The sequence below is a fragment of the Epibacterium sp. MM17-32 genome (assembly GCF_022348205.1).
In the GTDB taxonomy this organism is placed as follows: domain Bacteria; phylum Pseudomonadota; class Alphaproteobacteria; order Rhodobacterales; family Rhodobacteraceae; genus Epibacterium.
Window position 1 is genome coordinate 124,449 of sequence record NZ_JAKRFC010000007.1, and the last position, 19,661, is coordinate 144,109.

Here is a 19,661-nt window from a genome sequence, read left to right on the forward strand (position 1 = left end):
GCTTTGTTGCACAAACCGGTTTATGGGCGTGCTTCCCCTTTCCCCGGGCGGATTTAGCCTATGGGCCCGGTGACAGGTATGCTGAGGGTTGTGTAGCGGTTGAGCACGGCGATGCGGATTTGGATTTCCGCGACCTGTCTATCGAAGTCCCGCGCCATGAGCCTTTGACCCATCAGTTTCACGCAGTGCATTTTGCTCTCGACGCGGCTTCGGCGGTGGTATCCTGACCGCTTTCGCCACAGGCACACCCCAGGTAAAGAGACGCACGCACTGCTTCTTTGCGTGTGATAGCGCCTGCACTGGTGGGCTTCCAGGGCTTGGCGTTCCTGCGCGGCGGGGTCACAGCATGTGCATCCCGGACGGCAACGGCCTCGTGGCATTTGCGTGTGTCGTATGCTCCGTTGGAAGTCACTGATCCGATTGTCTGGTCGGGGGGGGTGACCCAACAGTTCGGGCAGCATTGGCGCATCACCGACATTGCTGCTTGTGACCTCCACGGCGCGCACTTCCAGCGCTCATTCATCAATACCGATGTGTGTCTTGCGCCAAATCCGGCGTTTCGGACCGCCATGCTTGCGCGTTTGTCGGGAAACACTCCCCCAGACTGTTTTCTGATCCTCCGCACTCCACTCGCCTTCACCCTCGGCCTTGATGCCGGTACTATCGATCAGGAGATTGAACGGGCCGGTACCGCCTCGACACGGCAGGCATACATTCAGCGTTTTCTGGCGGCGGCAAAACGTGCTGTAATCCGGCACAGCCCAATCCAGCCCAACCAGCCGCAGGAGGCTCTGACCGAAACCCGTCTTCTGTCTCAACGGCATACCAAACAGCACCTTCATCGTGAGGCAAGTCTGGATCGCCGCATCGCTGAAGCTTCGCTGCCGACCGCGCTTGCCGCTGGGCGGCGGCGTCCAAACCATCTCTGGATCAAACCAGATCGATAGCGATCCGCGCTGCTTAATTGGATCATTGTAGGACGACCAGTTCGTGGTCTCGTATTTCGTAGCGGCCCAACTGCTCATACATACTAGGTATCACGCTGGATTGATGAGATGAATCCCAGGGAACGATCTGTACAACAAACCCCGTCTGTGCACGCAGCTTCAAGGAAAACTTCCGTGTCCGGTATCTTTTACCATGTCAGTGGTTTGATCGCTTGGGCGGAGACCGTCGAGCCGGACTATGGTGCGCGCGCATTTGAGAACTTTGAGTCGGTTGACTGGCCGCCATTGGAGCCGAACCGTCTCCTAGGTCATCGAGACTGAAAGCCAGGGTCGCATGAAGCTACAAGCCAACCAAAATGTTTGAGTTAACTAGGGGCTGAGGCAAGCGCAATAACAGTGAAAGTCGTCGTTTGCTGTGAATTATAGATTCGTTCGCTTGTTCGCTTCGCGGTTGCCGCGAATGCCCGGATCGATGGGCCGCGCCGCGGCATCTGAATGGCAAGGCGGATGTCGGCATTGGAGCCGTGAGTGTCGGGCAGCGGGAGGCCGGAGGGACCATGCGGTTTGTCTGCTTCAGCAGTTTCGCCACGGCAACTAGAGATGACGGTCAATTTGCCAGTTGCTTACAGACAAAGTCGGCGCGTGTTACAATGTCGGTGCACGGCAGCTCCGTGATTTTGTATCCGAGCGCGGTGTAGGTCTCGCGCAGGACGGCACAGGTCGCTTCGGCTTCGGTGCGCGTCTGCTTCCGTTCGTAGTCCTGCGTGAAGATTTCGTGCCAGTAGGGTGTCAGGAAGACGCGGGCGTTGTAACGGGCTGCCTTGGCCGTAGCGGCGACGTGGGGCGGCACGGGGAGGCTGCATAGGGTCAGGTAGCCCATGATGTCGGGAATGCCTCGCTAGAAGATCACGGGGCCTGAGAGGGCCTGTGCGTCCTCGTAGGCGCTCAGATCGCGTTCCAGCATCCGCTCCGCGTAGGCCATGCGGTCCGCCCAGGGGAGGGCGTCTCCGCCGCTGGCCGTCTCTTCGCGGATGATTGCGCGGCCGGATTCGGGGATTGTGTGGAAGCCGCGACGGGCAAGCTCGGTGATCAGGCTGGTCTTGCCTGCACCGGGGCCGCCCGTCACGACGAAGAAATGGTCGCTCATGGGCCATCCTCGGTTTTGACAGAGGGGAGGGCTGCGAAGCGATCAACACGCCGAAAAGGCGCGGATCAAAGCAGCATGGATTTTCGTAAGGAAAATAGCACCTGTCTGCGCGGCAGAGGCAAATTCTCTGACAAGAAAGGCAGAACTATCTGGTGCTTTTCAGGAAGGATTGGTGGAGCCTAGCGGGATCGAACCGCTGACCTCCTGCATGCCATGCAGGCGCTCTCCCAGCTGAGCTAAGGCCCCTTCCAACTCCGCTTGGGCATCGCCCCTGCGGTGTGAGAGGTCGTTTAAGGGAGGAGAGTTTTGGCTGCAAGCGGAAAATGTCACCGGACGCGGATTTTTTAAATTGCCCTGTCAGATCAGCGTGAAAACTTTGCTGCAGGAAAGCGAGGCAAGCGGCTGTGAAGGGGACCAAAAGATTGGAACAGAGTGCTTGTGATTGATGGCTGCTGTCCCAGGCGCTGCTGAGCATCGGCAGGAGGGGCGTGGGTGCGTCCTCAATCGATGCTGCATCTATTGGTGGCGGAGCCTTGTGCGCGGTGGCCTCCTGTGCAGGACGCAACCTCTGACGCAGAGATGGCAGGCCGTATCGATGGCCCTGGTGTTTTGGGGGAGGGCAAGGGCTCAGTGGCGCGTGACCCGCACCGCCAAGCGGTACGCTCTGCGGTGCTGGCGTGTCCAGACAACACCATGGAGAACAGCTTAATGTCGGTATAAGGGGGCAACCGGGAGCCGGTTTCAGCCCCGCGCCGCCAAGCGGTCGCGCGGGGCCCTGTGCGGGCACTTCAGGACTCGTCGTCCTCGTTGGCAACATCCGCGATCTCATCGAGGGACACGTTGTCCTCTTCGTCGTCTTCCAGAACATCGTCACCGAGGTCCATGTCGACTGCGTCGTCGTCATCGTCCAGCACGGCCTCGTCGCCGTCGGTGTTCTGTTTTGCCTTCAGGCTTGCCGCATCTTCCGCGTCTGCTTCGATCATGCGGCTCTTGGCGGTGTCGATTTCCACGACCTCGCCCGTGTAGGGGCTGACGATCGGGTTCTTGTTCAGGTCGTAAAAGCGTTTGCCAGTGGTCGGGCAGACGCGTTTAGTACCCCATTCTTCCTTGGGCATGTGGGTCCCCTATGAAAATAGCGTGAGTCGGTAAGACGATTCAGGTGCCTTGCCATAAGCGACAGACCCTGTCAAAGCCTTTGCAGCCATGCCTGCGTGGGGAGATGTCATGCCAGAACTGAGCCTGCCCGGCGATCCGGATGTCCGGGTCATACTGCGCCGCTCGGCCCGGGCGCGGCGGTTATCGCTGCGGATTTCCTCGCTCGACGGGCGGGTGACGCTGACCTTGCCCAAACGGGTGTCCGAACGGGAGGGCCGCGCGTTTCTGCTGGAGAAGGAAGACTGGATCCGCAGCCATCTCGCCCGGCAGCCAAAGCCGGTTGCGGTGCGGGCGGGGATTCGACTGCCGGTAGAGGGGCGGGAACTGGATATCCGCATTGGTGCCGGTCGCAGGGTCGAGCAGCACGGCGAGGCCCTGATCGTGCCCGGATCGGCACCGGCGCGCCGGCTGGAGCGATACCTGAAGGAACTTGCCCGGGATCGACTTGCGGCGGCATCCGACAGATACGCGGCCCGGTTGGGGCGGTCCTATTGTAGCCTGAGCCTGCGTGATACCCGGTCACGCTGGGGATCATGTTCCGCGGCCGGAGGGCTGATGTACTCCTGGCGGCTGATCCTCGCGCCGCCGGACGTCCTGACCTATGTGGCGGCCCATGAGGTGGCGCATTTGCAGGAGATGAATCACTCGCCCGCGTTCTGGTCGGTGGTCGAGGATCTTTATGGTGACTACGCTGCGCCACGCCGCTGGTTGCAAAGCGACGGCAATGCCCTGCACCGCTATCGTTTCGAAGATATCTCCGAAAAGGATTGATCTTCACCGGTTTTGTGATCACATACCGCGCCATGGACAAGCTGCTGACGGGCAATCGACCCACTGCCGAGAACACAGGCTCGGCCCATGATCGCGTTTATCGGGCGCTTCGTACCCGCATCATGCACGGCGAAATAAGCCCGGGCGAAGCCCTGACGCTGCGCGGGATTGGCAAGGACTACGACGTGTCCATGACGCCCGCGCGCGAGTCGGTGCGGCGGTTGGTGGCCGAAGGCGCGCTGTTTCTGTCGTCCTCGGGGCGGGTCTCGACGCCGGAGCTCTCGAACGAGCGGATCGAGGAACTTGCCGCTCTGCGCGCCCTGATCGAGGTGGAGCTTGCCTCTCGCGCCCTGCCGCGCGCCCATATGGCGCTGATCGACCGGTTGCAGGCCATCAACGGCACCGTGGCCGAGAAGATCTCCAAACGCGATGCGGTGGGGTATATTCGCACCAACCTTGAATTCCACCGCACGCTTTACCTGCGGGCGCAGGCGCCTGCTATGCTGGCGATGGCAGAGACGGTCTGGCTGCAACTCGGTCCGACCATGCGGGCGCTGTATGGTCGGCTGGGCCGAACCGAGCCGCCGCATAATCACAAGCTGATCATCGCGGCGTTGAAGGCTGGCGATGAGCCAGGGCTGCGTCTGGCGGTGCGCACCGATGTGACGCAGGGGCTGCGCCTGCTGGCCGGCTAAGGGGCAGGCGACTGGGTTGCGCCATGTGCACGTGTCGTGGGCCGTCATTCTGCCTTCGTGAGGAGAGGCCAAGGCGGCATTCGCGCCGAAGTTTGCCGCGGCGGGGGCGTCTGGATCTGCCAAGGCTTGAACCCCGGGGCATTCTTTGTCATTGCCATGGTCAAACCTGATGACTTTGCCAAAGGGCGCTGACCGATGAAATTCACTCTCTCCTGGCTCAAGGACCACCTCGACACGGATGCAACCGTCGAGGAGATCACCGAGACCCTGACCGACCTCGGGCTGGAGGTCGAGGAGGTCGTGAACCCTGCCGACGCTCTTGGGGCCTTTACCCTGGCCAAAGTGGTTGGCGCGGAACAACATCCGGATGCGGACCGCCTGCGCGTCTGCCGGGTGATGACCGATGAGGGCGAAAAGCAGATCGTGTGTGGTGCGCCCAATGCGCGCGAAGGCATTACCGTGGTGCTCTGCAAGCCGGGTGACTATGTGCCCGGGCTGGATTTCACCCTCTCAGTGGGCAAGATCCGTGGTGTCGAAAGCCATGGCATGATGGCCTCCTGGAAGGAGCTGACGCTGGGCGAGGATCACGACGGCATTGTCGAGCTGCCCTCGGGCGAGGTGGGCGAAAAGCTGGTGGATTGGCTGGCGCAGAACGATCCCGCCAAGGTGGACCCCATGATCGAAATCGCGATCACGCCCAACCGCCCGGATGCGCTGGGCGTCTACGGGATTGCCCGCGATCTGGCCGCGCGCGGTTTGGGGACGCTGAAAACCCGGGACTATGCGCCGGTTGAAGGTCAGTTCGACAGCCCGATCAAGGTCACCATCGACGAGGACACGCTGGATGGCTGCCCCCTGTTCACGGGCCGGCTGATCCGCGGTGTGAAGAACGGCCCCTCGCCGAAATGGTTGCAGGACCGTCTGAACGCCATCGGGTTGCGGCCCATTTCAACGCTGGTGGACATCACCAATTTCTTCACCTTCGATCAGAACCGACCCCTGCATGTCTTTGACGCGGCCAAGGTCGCCGGCAATCTGCGCATTCACCGTGCGGCGGGCGGCGAGGAGCTGCTGGCGCTGGACGAGAAGACCTATCGCTTTGCGCCCGGGATGATGGTGATCTCCGATGACAACGGCCCGGAAAGCGTCGCGGGCATCATGGGCGGCGAGGAAACCGGCTGCACCGAGGAGACGGTGGATGTCTTCCTGGAAAGCGCGTTCTGGGATCATGTCCAGATCGCAACCACCGGACGTGCGCTGAAGATCAATTCCGACGCCCGCTACCGCTTCGAGCGTGGCGTTGATCCGGAATACACCTACGAAGGTCTGGAGCGTGCCACCCAGATGATCCTGGATCTGTGTGGAGGTGAGGCGTCGCATGTGGTTTCTGCGGGGGATGTGCCGGACCATTCCCGCGCCTACCGTCTGAACGCCGAGCGGGTGCAGTCCCTTGTCGGCATGGACATCCCCGAAAGCGAACAGCGCCAGACCCTGACGCGCCTTGGCTTCCGTCTCGAGGGCAATCTGGCACATGTGCCGAGCTGGCGCCCCGACGTGCAGGGTGAGGCCGATCTGGTCGAAGAGGTGGCGCGGATCGCATCGCTGACCAAGCTTGAGGGAAAGCCCCTGCCGCGCCTGACCGCCGGTATCCCGGCGCCGGTGATGACGCCGCAGCAGCGCCGCCTGCAAATGGCACGCCGCACCGCTGCCGCGCTCGGTTATAACGAGGTGGTGAGCTACACCTTTATCGACAAGGCGGCAGCCGCGCTGTTTGGCGGCGGAACGGACGCGACCATGCTGGCCAACCCGATTTCGTCAGAGATGTCGCATCTGCGTCCGGACCTGCTGCCGGGGCTGTTGCAGGCCGCGGCGCGCAATCAGGCGCGCGGCTTTGCCGACGTGTCTCTGTTCGAGGTGGGGCCTGCGTTCACCGGCGGCGAGCCGGGCGAGGAGCGTATTCAGGTCTCGGGTTTGCTGGTCAATCGCAACGGGCCGAAAGATGTACACGGCGCCTCGCGCAATTGGGATGTCTATGACGCCAAGGCAGATGCCGAAGGCGTGCTAGCGGCCATCGGCGCCCCTGCAAAGGTACAGATCCTGCGCGAAGGGGATGGCTGGTGGCATCCGGGCCGCCATGGCCGGATCTGCCTTGGCCCGAAGAAGACGCTGGGTGTCTTTGGGGAACTGCACCCCAAGGTGCTAGAGGCGCTGGGCGTCAAGGGCAGCGCCGTGGCCTTTACCATCTATCCCGATGAAATCCCTCTGCCGCGCAAATCCGGGGCCAGCCGCAGCGCGCTCGCGATCAGCGATCTTCAGGCGGTCGAGCGCGATTTTGCCTTTGTGGTTGATGCGGAGGTCGAGGCGTTGTCGCTGGTCAATGCGGCCGGTGGGGCCGACAAGGCGCTGATCGAAGAGGTGCGTGTCTTTGACGAGTTCATCGGCGGTGCGCTGGGGGAAGGCAAGAAATCCCTGGCCATAACCGTGCGCTTGCAGCCGATGGACAAGACATTGACCGAGAAGGACATCGAGGCCGTGAGCGAGAAGATCATTGCCAAGGTGACCAAGGCCACCGGCGGTACCCTGCGCGGCTGACCCGGACCCTTGCAGCGCCGGCCTGCAATGCAGACGCGCCCCGGAAATGGGGCGCGTTTTTTTCTGCTCCGACAGGTGCCGGTCAGCCCTCCATGCGCAGGGTGTCGGCGAGGAGATCGAAGACCAGGCGGATTTTCTTGCTGGTGTGCAGCTCGCGATGGGTGGTGAGCCAGAACGGAAAACGCACCGGCTCAACCCAGTGCATGACCCGTTCGATGTCAGGCGTTTGCTGGGCAATCTTGTCATACATTGGCGCGATGCCAAACCCGCTGCGCACCAAGTCCCAGGCCACAAGCCCGTTCTGCGAGTTGACCTTGAATTGTCCCGGCTGCAACCGCAGGCCGAAGCCGTGAAAATGTTCGATCATGCGGTCCACATCGCCAAAACCGACAAAATCATGGGCCGCGAGGTCTTCGGGGGTATCGGGGCGGCCGTGCCGATCAAGATACCGGGTCGCAGCGTAAAAGCGGGCTGTGCCTTCAAGCACATGTTGCGCGATCAGATCCGGTTGCTCCGGTCGGACGTGGCGGATCGCTATATCCGCCTCCCGTTTCATCAGGTCGCGGATGTCATTGGTCGCAATCAAGTCCAGGCGCAGGTTCGGAGCCAGGTGGCGCAGTTTCTGCAACACCGTCGGCAGCAGGTAGGACGATAGCATGTCGCTGGCGGTGATGCGCACCGTGCCCTCGATCGCCTGAGCCTGACCGCTGGCGGCAAAGCTCATGGCGGCGGCGGCCTCTCCCATGCGGCGGCTGTGGTTGAGCAATTGTTGCCCCGCTTGCGTCAGCACCAGTCTGCGACCGACCCGTTCGAACAGCATCAGGCCAAGTTCGCTTTCCAGCATCGCAACCTGGCGCGAGAGAGTCGGCTGGGTCAGGCCGAGACGCCGCGCCGCGGCCGACAGGGACCCCGTCTCTGCGGTGGTAAGGAAAGCACGGATATGGTTCCAGTCAGTCGGTGGGGGCGTGTTCATGCATATTTGTATATATCTCCTGCGAATTTTCGCAATTCCTGCCGGTTATGCGCATGAGTATGGTGCGGGAAATGGTGGAGAAAAATGATGACTGCGGATGCTCAGTTCTGGAACCGGATCGCACAGTCCTATGCCGCGCGCCCGGTGGCCGACGCTGCGGCCTATCAAGTGACGCTGGATCGTGTGGCGCAGTATCTGCATGGCGATCAGGTGGCACTGGAACTCGGCTGCGGGACCGGCTCTACAGCCGTAACGCTGGCGCCGCATGTGGCGCAGATCATTGCCACCGATCTGTCGCAGGCGATGATTGATATTGGCGCGCGGCGGGCGTTGGAGGCGGGTGTCACCAACCTTCAGCTTCAGGTGGCGGAGCCCTTGACCGCGCCGGAGGGCCCATTTGATGTGGTGCTCGCCTTCAACCTTTTCCACTTGCTCGCTGCGCAGGACGACAGCTTGCACGCGGCCGCGATGCGTCTGCGTCCGGGTGGGTTGTTCATTTCAAAGACGATCTGTCTGAAAGACACCCGCAGCGCGTTCAAGCGCATCCTGATGCGTGGATTGATCCCACTGATGCAACTGGTGGGCAAGGCGCCTGAGGTCGTGCATTTCATGACCGTCGCCGACTGGCAGGCGCGGATCGAAGCGGCGGGCTTCGACATCATCGAAACCGGCAACTACCCGGCGGATCCGCCCAATCACTTTGTGGTGGCGCGCAAGCGCTGACGGGGTTGGCCTCTCTTGGTGGAGCGGGTAGGTCTTGGCGCGAACCCATGGCCCCGACCGGGGCGCGGCAGGAGGACCGACCATGACCCTATCCGTTTACCTTTCCGGCGAAATCCACACCGATTGGCGCGAGCAGATCATCGAAGGTGCGCGGGATCTGAACCTGCGTTTCGACAGCCCGGTGACGGATCACGATGCGTCCGACGATTGCGGTGTGGCGATCCTCGGGGCCGAGGACAGCAAGTTCTGGCATGACCACAAGGGGGCGAAGCTGAATGCGATCCGCACCCGCAAGGGCATTGAAGAGGCCGACGTCATCGTGGTCCGCTTTGGTGAAAAATACAAGCAATGGAATGCGGCCTTTGATGCGGGCTATGCAGCGGCGCTGGGCAAGTCGATCATTGTGCTGAACCCGCCCGAGCATCAGCACGCCCTGAAGGAAGTTCATGCCGCGGCGCTTGCGGTGGCCGAAGAACCACGTCAGGTGGTCGAGATCCTCACCTATGTGCTGACCGGGGCATTGCCCGAATGAGCGCCGGGTCGGCGGCATATTTTGCCGCGGGCGGGCCGCCGATTCTGGAAACGGAACGGCTGATTCTGCGTCCGCACGGCACTGAAGATTTTGACGATCTCGCCGCGATGTGGGCAGATCCGGAGGTGGTGCGCTACATCAGTGGCGTGCCGTCGACCGCAGAGGCAAGCTGGTCGCGGCTCCTGCGCTACATCGGTCATTGGCAGGCATTGGGCTTCGGCTACTGGGCGGTGATCCTGCGCGACACCGGGGCCTATGCGGGCGATGTGGGGTTTGCTGATTACAAACGGATGATCGAGCCAGACCTTGGCGCGGTGCCAGAAGCCGGTTGGGTCTTGTCACCTGCGGTACACGGGCGTGGTATCGCCACAGAGGCGGTGCGGTGTATCCATCACTGGGCCGAGGCGCAGACCAAATGGGCGCGCACCTGCTGCATCTTCGATCCCGACCATAAGGTGTCGCAGAAGGTCGCGGTCAAACTGGGCTATCACACGGTGTCGGACACGGCGCTTTACAACGAAAAACCTACCCTGGTGATGCAGCGTGATATCCCCCGATGAACCGGTAGGGGTCTGATCTCAAGGGCACATCCACCGGTTGAATGTCGCGCGTTGGATTTGCGCTGAAAATATGCACCTGAACTGTTTTTTAACGGTGGGCTTGTTAAGTGAGAGTGACGCCGCCGCGAGAGCGCATTCCATTTCAGACAATTCAAGTGGTTCTATGTCCGACACGAATAAAACAGATCGCCGTAGATCCCGGTTCGAAGTTACACCGGAAACCGAAGACCGCGGTTTGTTTAAGCGCGGTTTGACACAGGTTGCGCTGACCTTGGTTCCAGTGATCGGCAAGACGGCGCGCGGCGATATTTCGGTGCGCGGCTACGTCAGTGAAAGCGAAGAGATTTCTGTCATTTTTGCTGGGCGGCGGATCAAGGAATTCGGGCCGCTGCACGAAGAGCTGCGCCGCCTGCTGACGGAGGCGAATTATTCGGCTCAACGGCGCCGCAAGGACCCGCCTCCGGTCAACAGCATTCGCCTGCCCGCACAGATCGAAGGCGCCTGGCGGGTGCGGTTCGAACGCAGCAATACCGGCGAGGACATTCGGGTGTTGCAGTTTCTCGCGGCCCGCTGGGGGTTTCTGGACCGCAACGGCGAGACGATCACCAGCGGCAAGCAGGCGCTTTATGGCAATCGCAGCAGCGATGCCGGCGCAATCTGAACGGCGCATCGCATACCGCGGCGAGCGTGTTTCGACGCCTTTGTAACACGGTGAGCGCCATGGATTCTTAAGATTTGAAATCCACTATATGTGCAGGGGCACCGTCACGGCGGGTCTCTCGTAATGACAATGGAATTGCTGCTGAAAACATGATGCCTCCCACATCCAGAATCGACCGTCGTGCGCAAACTCCCGTGTCCCCGGAATACGAGGATAGCGGCCTGTTCAAAGGCGGTGTGATTCAGGTGCAACTGGCGCTGGTTCCGGTTTTTGGCACCACATCGCGCGGCGATTGCACAACCCGTGGCTTCAATGCTGACGGCTGCGAGGTGTCAGTTGTCTTTGCCGGACGGCGGCGGCCCCACTTCGAGGCCATCTATAACCAGCTTCGATATATGTATGCCCAGGCGCATCACATGGACGCCATTCGTGGTGTCAAAATGCGCGATGTGAACGATATCCAGTTGCAGGTGCAATGCGAAGGGGCATGGCGGGCCCGGATGCTGGTGGATGAAAACGGGCAGGAACGCCGAAGTCTGCAATTCATGTTGGCGCGCTGGGCCTTTCAGGCGCATGACGGGCAGACCCTGCGGTTCGGAACTGCACCGCTCATCGCGCAGCGCCCCAAGGCCGCCCCCAGGGATCAGGGGGAAACGGCCGGGTTTGGAGCGGGTACCTGGCCCCCGACCCGAGGGCCGGGAGCCGCGTTCAGCCGCTAGGGCCAGTTTCAGCCTTCTTTCTGGATTTCCACGCTGTGGGGATAGGGAATGGAGATGCCTTCTGCGTCAAAGGCTTCTTTCACGCCTTGGATCATCGCCCACTTCAGTTCCCAATAGTCGCCCGCCGTGCACCAGAGGCGGGTGGAAATGTCGACCGAGCTGTCACCAAGGTTGGTTACGCGCACCCAGGGTTCCGGGTTTGCAAGCACGCGTCCGTCGGCCTCGGCCAGGCGCAGGATAATGCCCTTGGCCTTTTCGATGTCGTCGCCGTAGTCGATGCCATAGGTGATATCGAGGCGGCGGGTGTCATGCGCGGAGTAATTGGTGATGATCGCGCCCCAGGCCTGACCATTGGGAACGATGATCTGCACGTTGTCAGGGGTGACCAGCTCCGTCACAAAGAGGTTCAGGTCCTTCACCGTCCCGGCGGTGCCGCCGATGTCGACAAACTGGCCGAGCTTGTAGGGTCGAAACAGGATCAGCATGAAACCGGCGGCCAGATCACTCAGCGTGCCCTGAAGCGCAAGACCGATGGCGAGGGTGGCTGCACCGAGCATGGCCACCAGGCTGGTGGCCTCGATGCCAAAGACGCCAAGCACGGCGACCAGAACGATTGCCAGCAGCACCCAGCGCACCATGCTGGCGACGAAGTTGCCCAGCGTCTCGTCAATTTGCGGTGTCTTGTTGATGCGGCTGCGTACCGCGCTTGAAATCAGACCTGCGGCAATCCAGCCGAGTACCAGCACCACCAGCGCCTTGATGCCACTGACCACCAGCGGCCACATCGCACCAGCCTGTTCGATGAATTCTTCCATGTCAGTCCCCACGTTTTCTGTTCACCCCGCAATGGGCCGAACAAGGATCCGGCGGCTGTGCGGGGCCGTCATCTGTGCGGCGGCGCGGATCGCAGCCGCTGCTCCTGTCCTTCTTGCGTCAGGAGGGCGGGGAGAATCGAGAGGTTTTTAACACGCGGCACGGGGAAATTGTGCCGCGTGTCACACAAAACGCGCGGGTTCCGGTCGGGGCGGCGCGGCACCGGTGTCAGGATGCCGCGTCACTCGGCCGGGTCAGGCGGCGTCGCGCAGGGCGAGCGTCGGCGACAGAACGTCAAGGCCAAGCGCCTTGCCAACGGCATAGTAGGTCAGCTTGCCCGCGTGCACGTTCAACCCGTTCAGCAGATGCGGATCGTCGGCGCAGGCCTGTTTCCACCCTTTGTCGGCCAATGCCAGCAGGAAGGGGAGCGTGGCGTTGCCAAGCGCCTGGGTCGAGGTGCGGGCCACCGCGCCGGGCATGTTGGCGACGCAATAGTGCATGATGCCATCGACCTCATAGATCGGGTCGGCATGGGTGGTGGCGCGAGACGTCTCAAAGCAGCCGCCCTGATCAATGGCGACATCGACCAGAACCGCGCCCGGTTGCATGTCGGAAAGATCCGCACGCGACACCAGCTTGGGCGCTGCGGCGCCGGGGATCAGCACCGCTCCGATGACCATATCGGCATCCCGGATCAGCTCTGCGGTGGCGCCAGCGGTGGAATAGCGGTTCTTGAACGTGTTGCCGAACACATCATCGAGATACTTCAGGCGCGGCAGCGAGCGATCCAGAACGGTCACGTCAGCGCCCATGCCGGCGGCGATCTTGGCCGCATGGGTGCCGACAACGCCCCCGCCCACCACGACGACCTTCGCCGGGGCGACACCTGGCACGCCGCCCATCAGGACACCGCGTCCGCCATTGGCCTTTTGCAGCGTGTAGGCGCCCACCTGTGGCGCCAGCCGACCGGCGACCTCCGACATCGGGGCCAGCAGCGGCAGGCCGCCACGGTCATCGGTCACGGTCTCATAGGCGATGGCGGTGCAGCCGGAGGCCAGCAGGTCGTGGGTCTGCTCCGGGTCCGGAGCCAGGTGCAGATAGGTGAACAGAAGCTGCCCCTCGCGCAGCATCTTGCGTTCGACAGCCTGGGGCTCCTTTACCTTGACGATCATGTCGGCACTGGCAAAGATCTCTTCGGCGCTGTCGATGATTGTCGCACCGGCGGCGGTGTAATCCGCATCCGGAAAGCCGGCCCCCAGTCCCGCACCGGACTGGATCATGACCTGATGGCCATGGCTGACGGCCTCGCGCGCGGCGTCGGGTGTCATGCCGACGCGGAATTCCTGGGGTTTGATTTCCGTGGGGCATCCGATTTTCATGGGTCTCTCCTCCGTTCCCTTTGGGACAGAGTGTCGCAGGGTCGGTTTCAAATGTGCTGCTTTTTTCGGCAGTTTGAAAACTCGACTTTCGAAGGATCTTCGAATAGAACTCAATCCTACGCAAGAATAGGTGGGTCATTTGGCGTTAGATCAGGTGGATCGTCGAATCCTCGAGGTGCTGCAAAAGCAGGGCCGGATCTCGAACGCGGAGTTGAGCGAGGCCGTGAACCTTTCGGCATCGGCCTGTCACCGGCGGGTGCAACGACTGGAGAGCGACGGCTATATTCGCAATTATGTAGCGTTGCTGGACGCACGCAAGCTGGGGGTGCCGACCACGGTATTTGTGGAGATTACCCTGCAAACCCAGGCTGACGAGGTGCTGGAGGCGTTCGAGAAGGCGGTGGCACGCATTCCGGATGTGCTGGAGTGTCACCTGATGGCCGGGACGGCAGACTATATCCTCAAGGTGGTGGCGGAGAACACGGATGACTTTGCCCGCATCCACCGCCAACATCTGACCCGGTTGCCCGGGGTCGCGCAGATGCAATCGAGCTTTGCGTTGCGAACGGTGTTCAAGACCACGGCGCTGCCGATCAATTGATCAAGCTGCGCATTGGCGGCCGGGGAGCGTAAAATCATCGTGCCGGCCTACATGGATCTGCCACGTGGCCTGATCCGGAGGCACAATGATCGCGCGGGCGGGAAATTCAGGCGGAGGCGGGCGATTTTCGACCGGCATGCCGCCATTTGACACCAAAGGATCACATGACGCCGCTATGCGGTGGTACAACGCTATAGCAAGACTAAGGAGACACAGTGTGAGCAGCGATCAGGAAAATACCTCCTTCGAGTGGCTGGAAGCCGAGCTGCAGGACACGCTGGACGAGGATTTCGAAATCGAATTTGCCGAGCCCATGCTGTCCATGGAGCTTCGCAAGATCTATCGCGCCCAGCATCCGGAAATGCTGGACCGCAAGGTTTATTTCCGCAATCTGCTGCGGTTGCAGGCGGAGTTGATCAAGGTGCAGGATTGGGTGCAGCACACCGGAGCCAAGGTCTGCATCCTGTTCGAGGGTCGCGACAGTGCCGGCAAGGGGGGCGTGATCAAGCGGATCACCCAGCGCCTGAACCCGCGTGTCGCCCGGGTTGTGGCGCTGCCCGCGCCCAGCCGTCGCGAGCAGAGCCAGTGGTATTTCCAGCGCTATGTGCCGCATCTGCCGGCCGCGGGAGAGATCGTGCTGTTCGACCGCTCCTGGTACAACCGGGCCGGGGTCGAGCGTGTCATGGGCTTTGCCAATGACGATCAGGTGGAGCAGTTCTTTCAGGACGTTCCGGAATTTGAACGCATGCTGGTCCGGTCCGGTATCATCCTGCTGAAATACTGGTTCTCGATCACCGACGAAGAGCAGCAGTTGCGATTCCTCATGCGCATCCATGATCCGATGAAACAGTGGAAACTGTCGCCGATGGATCTCGAAAGCCGCATCCGCTGGGAGCAGTACACCAAGGCCAAGGAAGACATGTTCTTCCGCACCAATATCGAAGAAGCGCCCTGGTACATCGTCGAAGGCAACGACAAGAAGCGTGAACGCCTCAACTGTATCGAGCACCTGTTGACCAAGATCCCGTATCACGATGTTCCAAGTGAGAAGGTCACGCTGCCGGATCGGGAATACAACCCGAGCTACGAACGCCGGGTGCTGCCGGACGAATTATACGTGCCAAAGATCTACTGATCCCGACGATGTGACAGGGGGGCGCCCCCCTGTTCCGACCGATAGGGCCGGGCAGGCAGCAAGCAGAGGGAGCAGGCAGACTGCGAGGCCGACAAAGTGAAACCCCCGGAGCGAATGCCTCGGGGGTTTAAGTCTTAAACAGTATCCAGAAGAGACTGGAAACGGGCGAGGGGTCTTAGAGGAGACCTTCGCGCTGTGCTTTTTTGCGTGCCAGCTTGCGGGCACGGCGGATAGCTTCAGCTTTCTCGCGCGCTTTTTTCTCGGAGGGCTTCTCGAAATGTTGCTTGAGCTTCATTTCGCGGAAGACGCCTTCGCGCTGCAGCTTCTTCTTCAGGGCACGGAGCGCCTGATCGACGTTGTTGTCGCGAACACTAACCTGCATGTGGTTTTCACCACCTTTCTAAGTTGAGTTGCAAGGATTTGCAGGAGGTGGCCGTATAGCAAGGCGGACCTAAATTGTCTAGTACTGGAACCGCCGAGACAGAGGAGCATGTCCATTATGGCAGAAAACAACGGAAATTCCAGCGATCAGAGCGCTGAATTGCGGGACAGGCTGCTGGACGCGGCGCTGATGCATGTCCCGTTTGACGGTTGGACCGCGCCCACCTGGGCGGCCGCGGTGGCTGATTCGGGCGTGGAGCCGACCGTGGCCGAGGCCTTGTTTCCGCGCCGGGCGCTCGATCTCGCGGTGGCCTATCACAAGCGCGGTGATGCGCTGATGCTGGCGCGGCTGGCGGAGGGTGAGCTGGACACCTTGCGGTTCCGGGACCGGGTCGCGGCGGCTGTGCGATATCGTCTCGAAGCGGTCGAGGACAAGGAAGCGGTGCGCCGCGGTGCCACGCTGTTTGCGCTGCCGCATCATGCGGCCACCGGGTCGCGGCTGATCTGGGAGACGGCGGATGCGATCTGGACCGCGCTTGGTGATACGTCCGAGGATGCCAACTGGTACACAAAGCGGGCGACACTGTCGGCAGTCTATTCCTCGTCCGTCCTGTTCTGGCTGGGCGATGACAGCCCGGAGCACCAGGCGACCTGGGACTTTCTGGACCGGCGTATCGACGATGTGATGCAGTTTGAGAAGTTCAAAGCCAGTGTTGGCAAGAACCCGTTGTTGAAACCGCTGCTGGCGGGGCCGGCGTGGGTGATGAGCCGGATCCATGCTCCTGCGCGTCGCGAGGACCTGCCGGGGCGATGGCACTCCTGATCGCCGGTGTGATCCCCGGTGGCCCCGCGTCGGGCGGTGCGTCTGTGCGCGACGCCTGCGCGCGCGGGGCCGGGCGCAGGTGGTGGCTTGGCCGGGGGCGGAAGGGGTGTTAGCTCTGAGCGGAGACTGACATCCCGAAAGAGGATCCCTGCCGATGACACATGCCCTGCCTGCCATGATGCGCGCGGTTGAAATCTCAGAACACGGTGCGCCGGAGGTGCTGAAACTGGTGGAGCGCCCGGTGCCGCAGCCCGGCCACGGTCAGGTCGTGATCCGGGTGGCCTATGCCGGTGTGAACCGTCCCGATGCCCTGCAACGGGCGGGCGCCTATGCACCGCCCAAGGGCGCAAGCGACCTGCCGGGGCTTGAGGCCGCGGGGGAGATTGTCGCACTTGGCGCTGGGGTGACCGGTTGGGCCCTGGGCGATCAGGTATGCGCCCTGTTGCCGGGGGGCGGATATGGCGAGTTTGTCGCGACCCCTGCGGCCCATTGCCTGCCGATCCCGGAGGGCCTCAGCCTGAAAGAGGCGGCGTGCCTGCCCGAGACCTGTTTCACGGTCTGGTCAAACGTGGTCACGCGCGGCGGTTTGACGGCGGGAGAGCGGTTCCTGGTGCATGGTGGGTCCTCCGGGATCGGCACAACCGCGATCCAATTGGCGTCGGCCCTCGGTGCGCGCGTTTATGCAACCGCCGGATCTGATGACAAATGCGCCGCCTGTGTCGGATTGGGCGCGGACGTGGCGATCAACTACCGCGACGAGGATTTTGTGGAGATCCTGAAGGCAGATGGTGGCGCGCATCTGATCCTCGACATGGTGGGTGGGGACTATATCCCCCGCAATATTCGGGCGCTGGCGGATGATGGTCGGCTGGTTCACATCGCCTTTCTGCAGGGGCCAAAGGCGGAGTTGAACTTTGCTCAGATCATGGCGCGCCGGCTGACCGTGACTGGGTCCACGCTGCGTCCGCAGAGTGACCTCGCAAAAGCGCGGATCGCGCGGGATCTGGTCGAGGCGGTCTGGCCGATGATTGCAGCGGGCAAGGTGCGCCCGGTCATGGATTCAACCTACCCCCTGGCGGAGGCGGCAGCGGCTCATGCGCGGATGGAAGCCTCCACGCATATCGGCAAGATCGTCCTGAACGTGGGGGCTGACGCCTAAGCCAAAAGATCGCTGCGGCACTCCGAGCGGCTATTCCGCGCGCCGGGATCACATCACGGCACGGCGATAGAAATGCCACGTGGCGTGCCCCAGCAGCGGGACGACAAATATCAGACCCGCAAAAAGCGGCACCGATCCAAGCACCAGCAAGGCTCCGACCAGAGCGCCCCACAACAGGCAGACAAGGCGGTTCTGGCGCATCACCTGCAGGGACGTCGCCACAGCCATGGGCAAACCCACATGCCGGTCCAGCAGGAGCGGGAAGGATACGATGCTGACTGCAAGCGCTGCATAGGCGAAGGCCGCGCCGACGAGGGTGCCAACCACGATCATAGTCCAGCCGGACGATGTGGTGAACACATCACGGGCAAAGGCCGCGAGCGAGGCGGGCGTGTCCGGTCCCAGCGTCGCGCCAAAGATTGCCTGCGCCACCATGATCCAGATCACAAACAGAGCCGCGAGATAGAATGCCAGCATCAGGACCGAAGCAAAGGCGGGAGAGCGCAGCACGGAAAAGGCTGACATCCAGCCGCTCGGTTCGCCGGCCTCGCGGCGCCGGGACATTTCATACAGCCCGATCGCGGCTGCGGGGCCGACGATGGCAAAGCCCATCACCATCGGCACCAACAACGGCAGAACGTCCAGATGAAATCCGCTCATCACCATAGCGAGGCCGATCAGAGGGTAGATGAACACCAGGAACATGGCATCTGAACGGGCGGCCTTGAAATCCGCCCAGCCCGCTCGCAGCGCGTGCGAAATATCGCCCATGTCCATGCTCCGCACCCGGGGGCGGGCGTTGGTGTCGCTGCGTATCTCGTCAATCGCCTCGGTGGTGCCGTGACTGGCGGATTTCAGCGATTGCAACACCCAGCTTGCGGGGTTGCCGATGGTCTTGGGGGCGGTCTCTGACATAGCTTGGCTCCTCCTGTGGCTCGCCGGGGCGTGCCGCGCGGAACAGCTGGGATCCAAGCCGGGACCAGGCCAAGATATGCGATCATGCGCGTCTGCGTCTCGGATGGTCCCGGTGGGAAACCCTCGATTGGGCCGTCGCGCGGCATGTCGGATCCCCACCCTAACACGCCTGCGCGGTTTTGTCTGTCACAGTCGCGGGAGCAGATCCGGCGCGTGGCCGGATCATCGCACGGGTTCGAACCGCGCGTCGGTCAGGGCGCAGTCCCGGATCACGTCACGTCCGCAGGGAACCGGATCCAGCGTGCGGGACAGGCAGATTCGCGCTTCCTGGATAAAACCGTCGCGGCAGGTGATGGTCAGGCTGTCCTCATCAAGCGCTGGATTTTCCTTCAGAAACGCCTCTTCGACCACGGCAGCGGGCAGTGTCACCGGCTTGTCGAGGCGGCGGAAGGCCACGGGGCGCGTGACGCTGTCGAAGGCCCGGCGGGACAAGTCGAAGTAGGTCCGGGGCGACAGGCCGGAACAGGTCCCGTGTTTTTTCCACTGATGCCAAGCAAGGCCGGGCGTGCCCATGATATCGGCCATTTCGCCGGTCATGCGGCGGTTCGGGGGCGCTTCGGTTGTGCGGCAATAGTTTGGCCAGCCCTGGTGAAACTGCGGCCACAGGCCATGCAGGGTCCAGCCGTGATCGTGGCGGTGATCACATTGGTCTGATCCTTTTGCGTCCCCCTCGATCGCACACCAGTTGGGGGACCAGCTGAGCGCCAGAACGTAATAGTCGAACTGGCCCGCGGGGTCGCCCTCGGCCTGCGCAGAAGGGGCGAAGCCGGCCAGACTTGCCAGAATTGTAAAGATCAACCGCCGCATTCGCCTCTTTCCTTATGGTTTCAAGGCGACTATATAGACCTGAAGTTCCCCGACAACGGAAACCCGCCCCGCAGACCGGGGAAGCCGATTTAAGGCGACGGGAGAGGTTTACC

The 19,661-nt window shown here is 62.0% G+C and carries 19 protein-coding genes, 1 tRNA gene and 2 pseudogenes; 12 read left to right on the plus strand and 10 right to left on the minus strand.

Annotation, left to right across the window (positions count from 1 at the left end):
- Window positions 1-53: 53 nt before the first annotated feature.
- The 4 genes and pseudogenes from MHM88_RS13050 to MHM88_RS13065 all read right to left on the minus strand — a co-directional run bounded on the left by MHM88_RS13050 (window position 54) and on the right by MHM88_RS13065 (window position 3,209).
- Window positions 54-1,025 (minus strand): annotated as a pseudogene (locus MHM88_RS13050) (IS5 family transposase).
- 529 nt (window positions 1,026-1,554) lie between these two features.
- A pseudogene (locus MHM88_RS13055) lies at window positions 1,555-2,094 on the minus strand (AAA family ATPase).
- 170 nt (window positions 2,095-2,264) lie between these two features.
- Window positions 2,265-2,340, minus strand: a tRNA-Ala gene (locus MHM88_RS13060).
- 542 nt (window positions 2,341-2,882) lie between these two features.
- The gene (locus MHM88_RS13065; RefSeq protein WP_239322526.1) at window positions 2,883-3,209 is read right to left on the minus strand and encodes a TIGR02300 family protein; all 327 of its coding nucleotides are present in this window, start codon (window positions 3,207-3,209) and stop codon (window positions 2,883-2,885) included.
- 109 nt (window positions 3,210-3,318) lie between these two features.
- Here MHM88_RS13065 and MHM88_RS13070 point away from each other — a divergent pair, with 109 nt between their 5' ends.
- The 3 genes from MHM88_RS13070 (at window position 3,319) to pheT (ending at window position 7,307) form a co-directional block, all read left to right on the plus strand.
- A complete protein-coding gene (locus tag MHM88_RS13070) occupies window positions 3,319-4,020 on the plus strand; it encodes a M48 family metallopeptidase (protein ID WP_239365770.1) in 702 nt (233 codons plus the stop codon).
- Window positions 4,021-4,052: 32 nt separating this feature from the next.
- A complete protein-coding gene (locus MHM88_RS13075; RefSeq protein WP_305037469.1) occupies window positions 4,053-4,715 on the plus strand; it encodes a GntR family transcriptional regulator in 663 nt (220 codons plus the stop codon).
- 195 nt (window positions 4,716-4,910) lie between these two features.
- A complete protein-coding gene (gene pheT / locus MHM88_RS13080; RefSeq protein WP_239365774.1) occupies window positions 4,911-7,307 on the plus strand; it encodes a phenylalanine--tRNA ligase subunit beta in 2,397 nt (798 codons plus the stop codon).
- Between the two features lie 82 nt (window positions 7,308-7,389).
- On the opposite strand, the gene MHM88_RS13085 is transcribed toward pheT, so the two are convergent.
- Window positions 7,390-8,280: a LysR family transcriptional regulator gene (locus MHM88_RS13085; RefSeq protein ID WP_239365777.1), complete on the minus strand. Its 891-nt coding sequence runs from the start codon at window positions 8,278-8,280 to the stop codon at window positions 7,390-7,392.
- An 84-nt stretch (window positions 8,281-8,364) separates the two neighbouring features.
- On the opposite strand from MHM88_RS13085, the gene MHM88_RS13090 reads away from it, so the two are divergent.
- From MHM88_RS13090 to MHM88_RS13110, 5 genes are all read left to right on the plus strand, one after another.
- Window positions 8,365-9,003, plus strand: a complete 639-nt coding sequence (locus MHM88_RS13090) for a class I SAM-dependent methyltransferase (protein WP_370645719.1) — start codon at window positions 8,365-8,367, stop codon at window positions 9,001-9,003.
- An 82-nt stretch (window positions 9,004-9,085) separates the two neighbouring features.
- Complete coding sequence (locus MHM88_RS13095; RefSeq protein ID WP_239365779.1) at window positions 9,086-9,535, plus strand: YtoQ family protein; 450 nt, start codon at window positions 9,086-9,088, stop codon at window positions 9,533-9,535.
- Window positions 9,532-10,095 carry a GNAT family N-acetyltransferase gene (locus tag MHM88_RS13100; protein ID WP_239365781.1) on the plus strand — a complete coding sequence of 188 codons (564 nt, stop codon included), beginning with the start codon at window positions 9,532-9,534 and terminating at the stop codon, window positions 10,093-10,095. Before MHM88_RS13095 ends, MHM88_RS13100 begins: the two co-directional genes overlap by 4 nt.
- Before the next feature lie 70 nt (window positions 10,096-10,165).
- Entirely contained in the window at window positions 10,166-10,756 is a 591-nt protein-coding gene (locus tag MHM88_RS13105; RefSeq protein ID WP_239365783.1) for a hypothetical protein, read from the plus strand.
- 194 nt (window positions 10,757-10,950) lie between these two features.
- Window positions 10,951-11,475: a hypothetical protein gene (locus MHM88_RS13110; RefSeq protein WP_239365785.1), complete on the plus strand. Its 525-nt coding sequence runs from the start codon at window positions 10,951-10,953 to the stop codon at window positions 11,473-11,475.
- Window positions 11,476-11,483: 8 nt separating this feature from the next.
- Here MHM88_RS13110 and MHM88_RS13115 read toward each other — a convergent pair whose 3' ends face one another.
- Both MHM88_RS13115 and ald read right to left on the minus strand, forming a co-directional pair.
- Window positions 11,484-12,290 carry a mechanosensitive ion channel family protein gene (locus MHM88_RS13115; protein ID WP_239322534.1) on the minus strand — a complete coding sequence of 269 codons (807 nt, stop codon included), beginning with the start codon at window positions 12,288-12,290 and terminating at the stop codon, window positions 11,484-11,486.
- A gap of 252 nt (window positions 12,291-12,542) precedes the next feature.
- A complete protein-coding gene (gene ald, locus MHM88_RS13120; RefSeq protein ID WP_239365787.1) occupies window positions 12,543-13,667 on the minus strand; it encodes an alanine dehydrogenase in 1,125 nt (374 codons plus the stop codon).
- A gap of 139 nt (window positions 13,668-13,806) precedes the next feature.
- On the opposite strand from ald, the gene MHM88_RS13125 reads away from it, so the two are divergent.
- Window positions 13,807-14,268 (plus strand): Lrp/AsnC family transcriptional regulator, encoded by a 462-nt coding sequence (locus MHM88_RS13125; protein ID WP_239322536.1) that lies wholly within the window; start codon window positions 13,807-13,809, stop codon window positions 14,266-14,268.
- A gap of 217 nt (window positions 14,269-14,485) precedes the next feature.
- A complete protein-coding gene (gene ppk2, locus MHM88_RS13130) occupies window positions 14,486-15,403 on the plus strand; it encodes a polyphosphate kinase 2 (RefSeq protein ID WP_239322537.1) in 918 nt (305 codons plus the stop codon).
- 175 nt (window positions 15,404-15,578) lie between these two features.
- Here the strand turns inward: ppk2 and rpsU are convergent, their stop codons facing one another.
- Window positions 15,579-15,785: a 30S ribosomal protein S21 gene (rpsU, locus tag MHM88_RS13135; RefSeq protein ID WP_005614280.1), complete on the minus strand. Its 207-nt coding sequence runs from the start codon at window positions 15,783-15,785 to the stop codon at window positions 15,579-15,581.
- 117 nt (window positions 15,786-15,902) lie between these two features.
- On the opposite strand from rpsU, the gene MHM88_RS13140 reads away from it, so the two are divergent.
- Both MHM88_RS13140 and MHM88_RS13145 read left to right on the plus strand, forming a co-directional pair.
- Complete coding sequence (locus MHM88_RS13140; protein ID WP_239365800.1) at window positions 15,903-16,607, plus strand: COQ9 family protein; 705 nt, start codon at window positions 15,903-15,905, stop codon at window positions 16,605-16,607.
- Between the two features lie 154 nt (window positions 16,608-16,761).
- Complete coding sequence (locus MHM88_RS13145) at window positions 16,762-17,766, plus strand: NAD(P)H-quinone oxidoreductase (RefSeq protein ID WP_239365803.1); 1,005 nt, start codon at window positions 16,762-16,764, stop codon at window positions 17,764-17,766.
- Between the two features lie 48 nt (window positions 17,767-17,814).
- Here MHM88_RS13145 and MHM88_RS13150 read toward each other — a convergent pair whose 3' ends face one another.
- Together MHM88_RS13150 and MHM88_RS13155 are read right to left on the minus strand one after the other, a co-directional pair.
- Complete coding sequence (locus MHM88_RS13150) at window positions 17,815-18,681, minus strand: DUF2189 domain-containing protein (protein WP_239365806.1); 867 nt, start codon at window positions 18,679-18,681, stop codon at window positions 17,815-17,817.
- Between the two features lie 222 nt (window positions 18,682-18,903).
- Window positions 18,904-19,548: a ribonuclease T2 gene (locus MHM88_RS13155; protein ID WP_239365808.1), complete on the minus strand. Its 645-nt coding sequence runs from the start codon at window positions 19,546-19,548 to the stop codon at window positions 18,904-18,906.
- Window positions 19,549-19,661: the final 113 nt, after the last annotated feature.

Coding starts and splice junctions, on each gene's coding strand:
- MHM88_RS13065 (WP_239322526.1), bottom strand. CDS start 3,209: ATGCCCAAGGAAGAATGGGGTACTAAACGCGTCTGCCCGACCACTGGC.
- MHM88_RS13070 (WP_239365770.1), top strand. CDS start 3,319: ATGCCAGAACTGAGCCTGCCCGGCGATCCGGATGTCCGGGTCATACTG.
- MHM88_RS13075 (WP_305037469.1), top strand. CDS start 4,053: ATGGACAAGCTGCTGACGGGCAATCGACCCACTGCCGAGAACACAGGC.
- pheT (WP_239365774.1), top strand. CDS start 4,911: ATGAAATTCACTCTCTCCTGGCTCAAGGACCACCTCGACACGGATGCA.
- MHM88_RS13085 (WP_239365777.1), bottom strand. CDS start 8,280: ATGAACACGCCCCCACCGACTGACTGGAACCATATCCGTGCTTTCCTT.
- MHM88_RS13090 (WP_370645719.1), top strand. CDS start 8,365: ATGATGACTGCGGATGCTCAGTTCTGGAACCGGATCGCACAGTCCTAT.
- MHM88_RS13095 (WP_239365779.1), top strand. CDS start 9,086: ATGACCCTATCCGTTTACCTTTCCGGCGAAATCCACACCGATTGGCGC.
- MHM88_RS13100 (WP_239365781.1), top strand. CDS start 9,532: ATGAGCGCCGGGTCGGCGGCATATTTTGCCGCGGGCGGGCCGCCGATT.
- MHM88_RS13105 (WP_239365783.1), top strand. CDS start 10,166: ATGCACCTGAACTGTTTTTTAACGGTGGGCTTGTTAAGTGAGAGTGAC.
- MHM88_RS13115 (WP_239322534.1), bottom strand. CDS start 12,290: ATGGAAGAATTCATCGAACAGGCTGGTGCGATGTGGCCGCTGGTGGTC.
- ald (WP_239365787.1), bottom strand. CDS start 13,667: ATGAAAATCGGATGCCCCACGGAAATCAAACCCCAGGAATTCCGCGTC.
- rpsU (WP_005614280.1), bottom strand. CDS start 15,785: ATGCAGGTTAGTGTTCGCGACAACAACGTCGATCAGGCGCTCCGTGCC.
- MHM88_RS13140 (WP_239365800.1), top strand. CDS start 15,903: ATGGCAGAAAACAACGGAAATTCCAGCGATCAGAGCGCTGAATTGCGG.
- MHM88_RS13145 (WP_239365803.1), top strand. CDS start 16,762: ATGACACATGCCCTGCCTGCCATGATGCGCGCGGTTGAAATCTCAGAA.
- MHM88_RS13150 (WP_239365806.1), bottom strand. CDS start 18,681: ATGTCAGAGACCGCCCCCAAGACCATCGGCAACCCCGCAAGCTGGGTG.
- MHM88_RS13155 (WP_239365808.1), bottom strand. CDS start 19,548: ATGCGGCGGTTGATCTTTACAATTCTGGCAAGTCTGGCCGGCTTCGCC.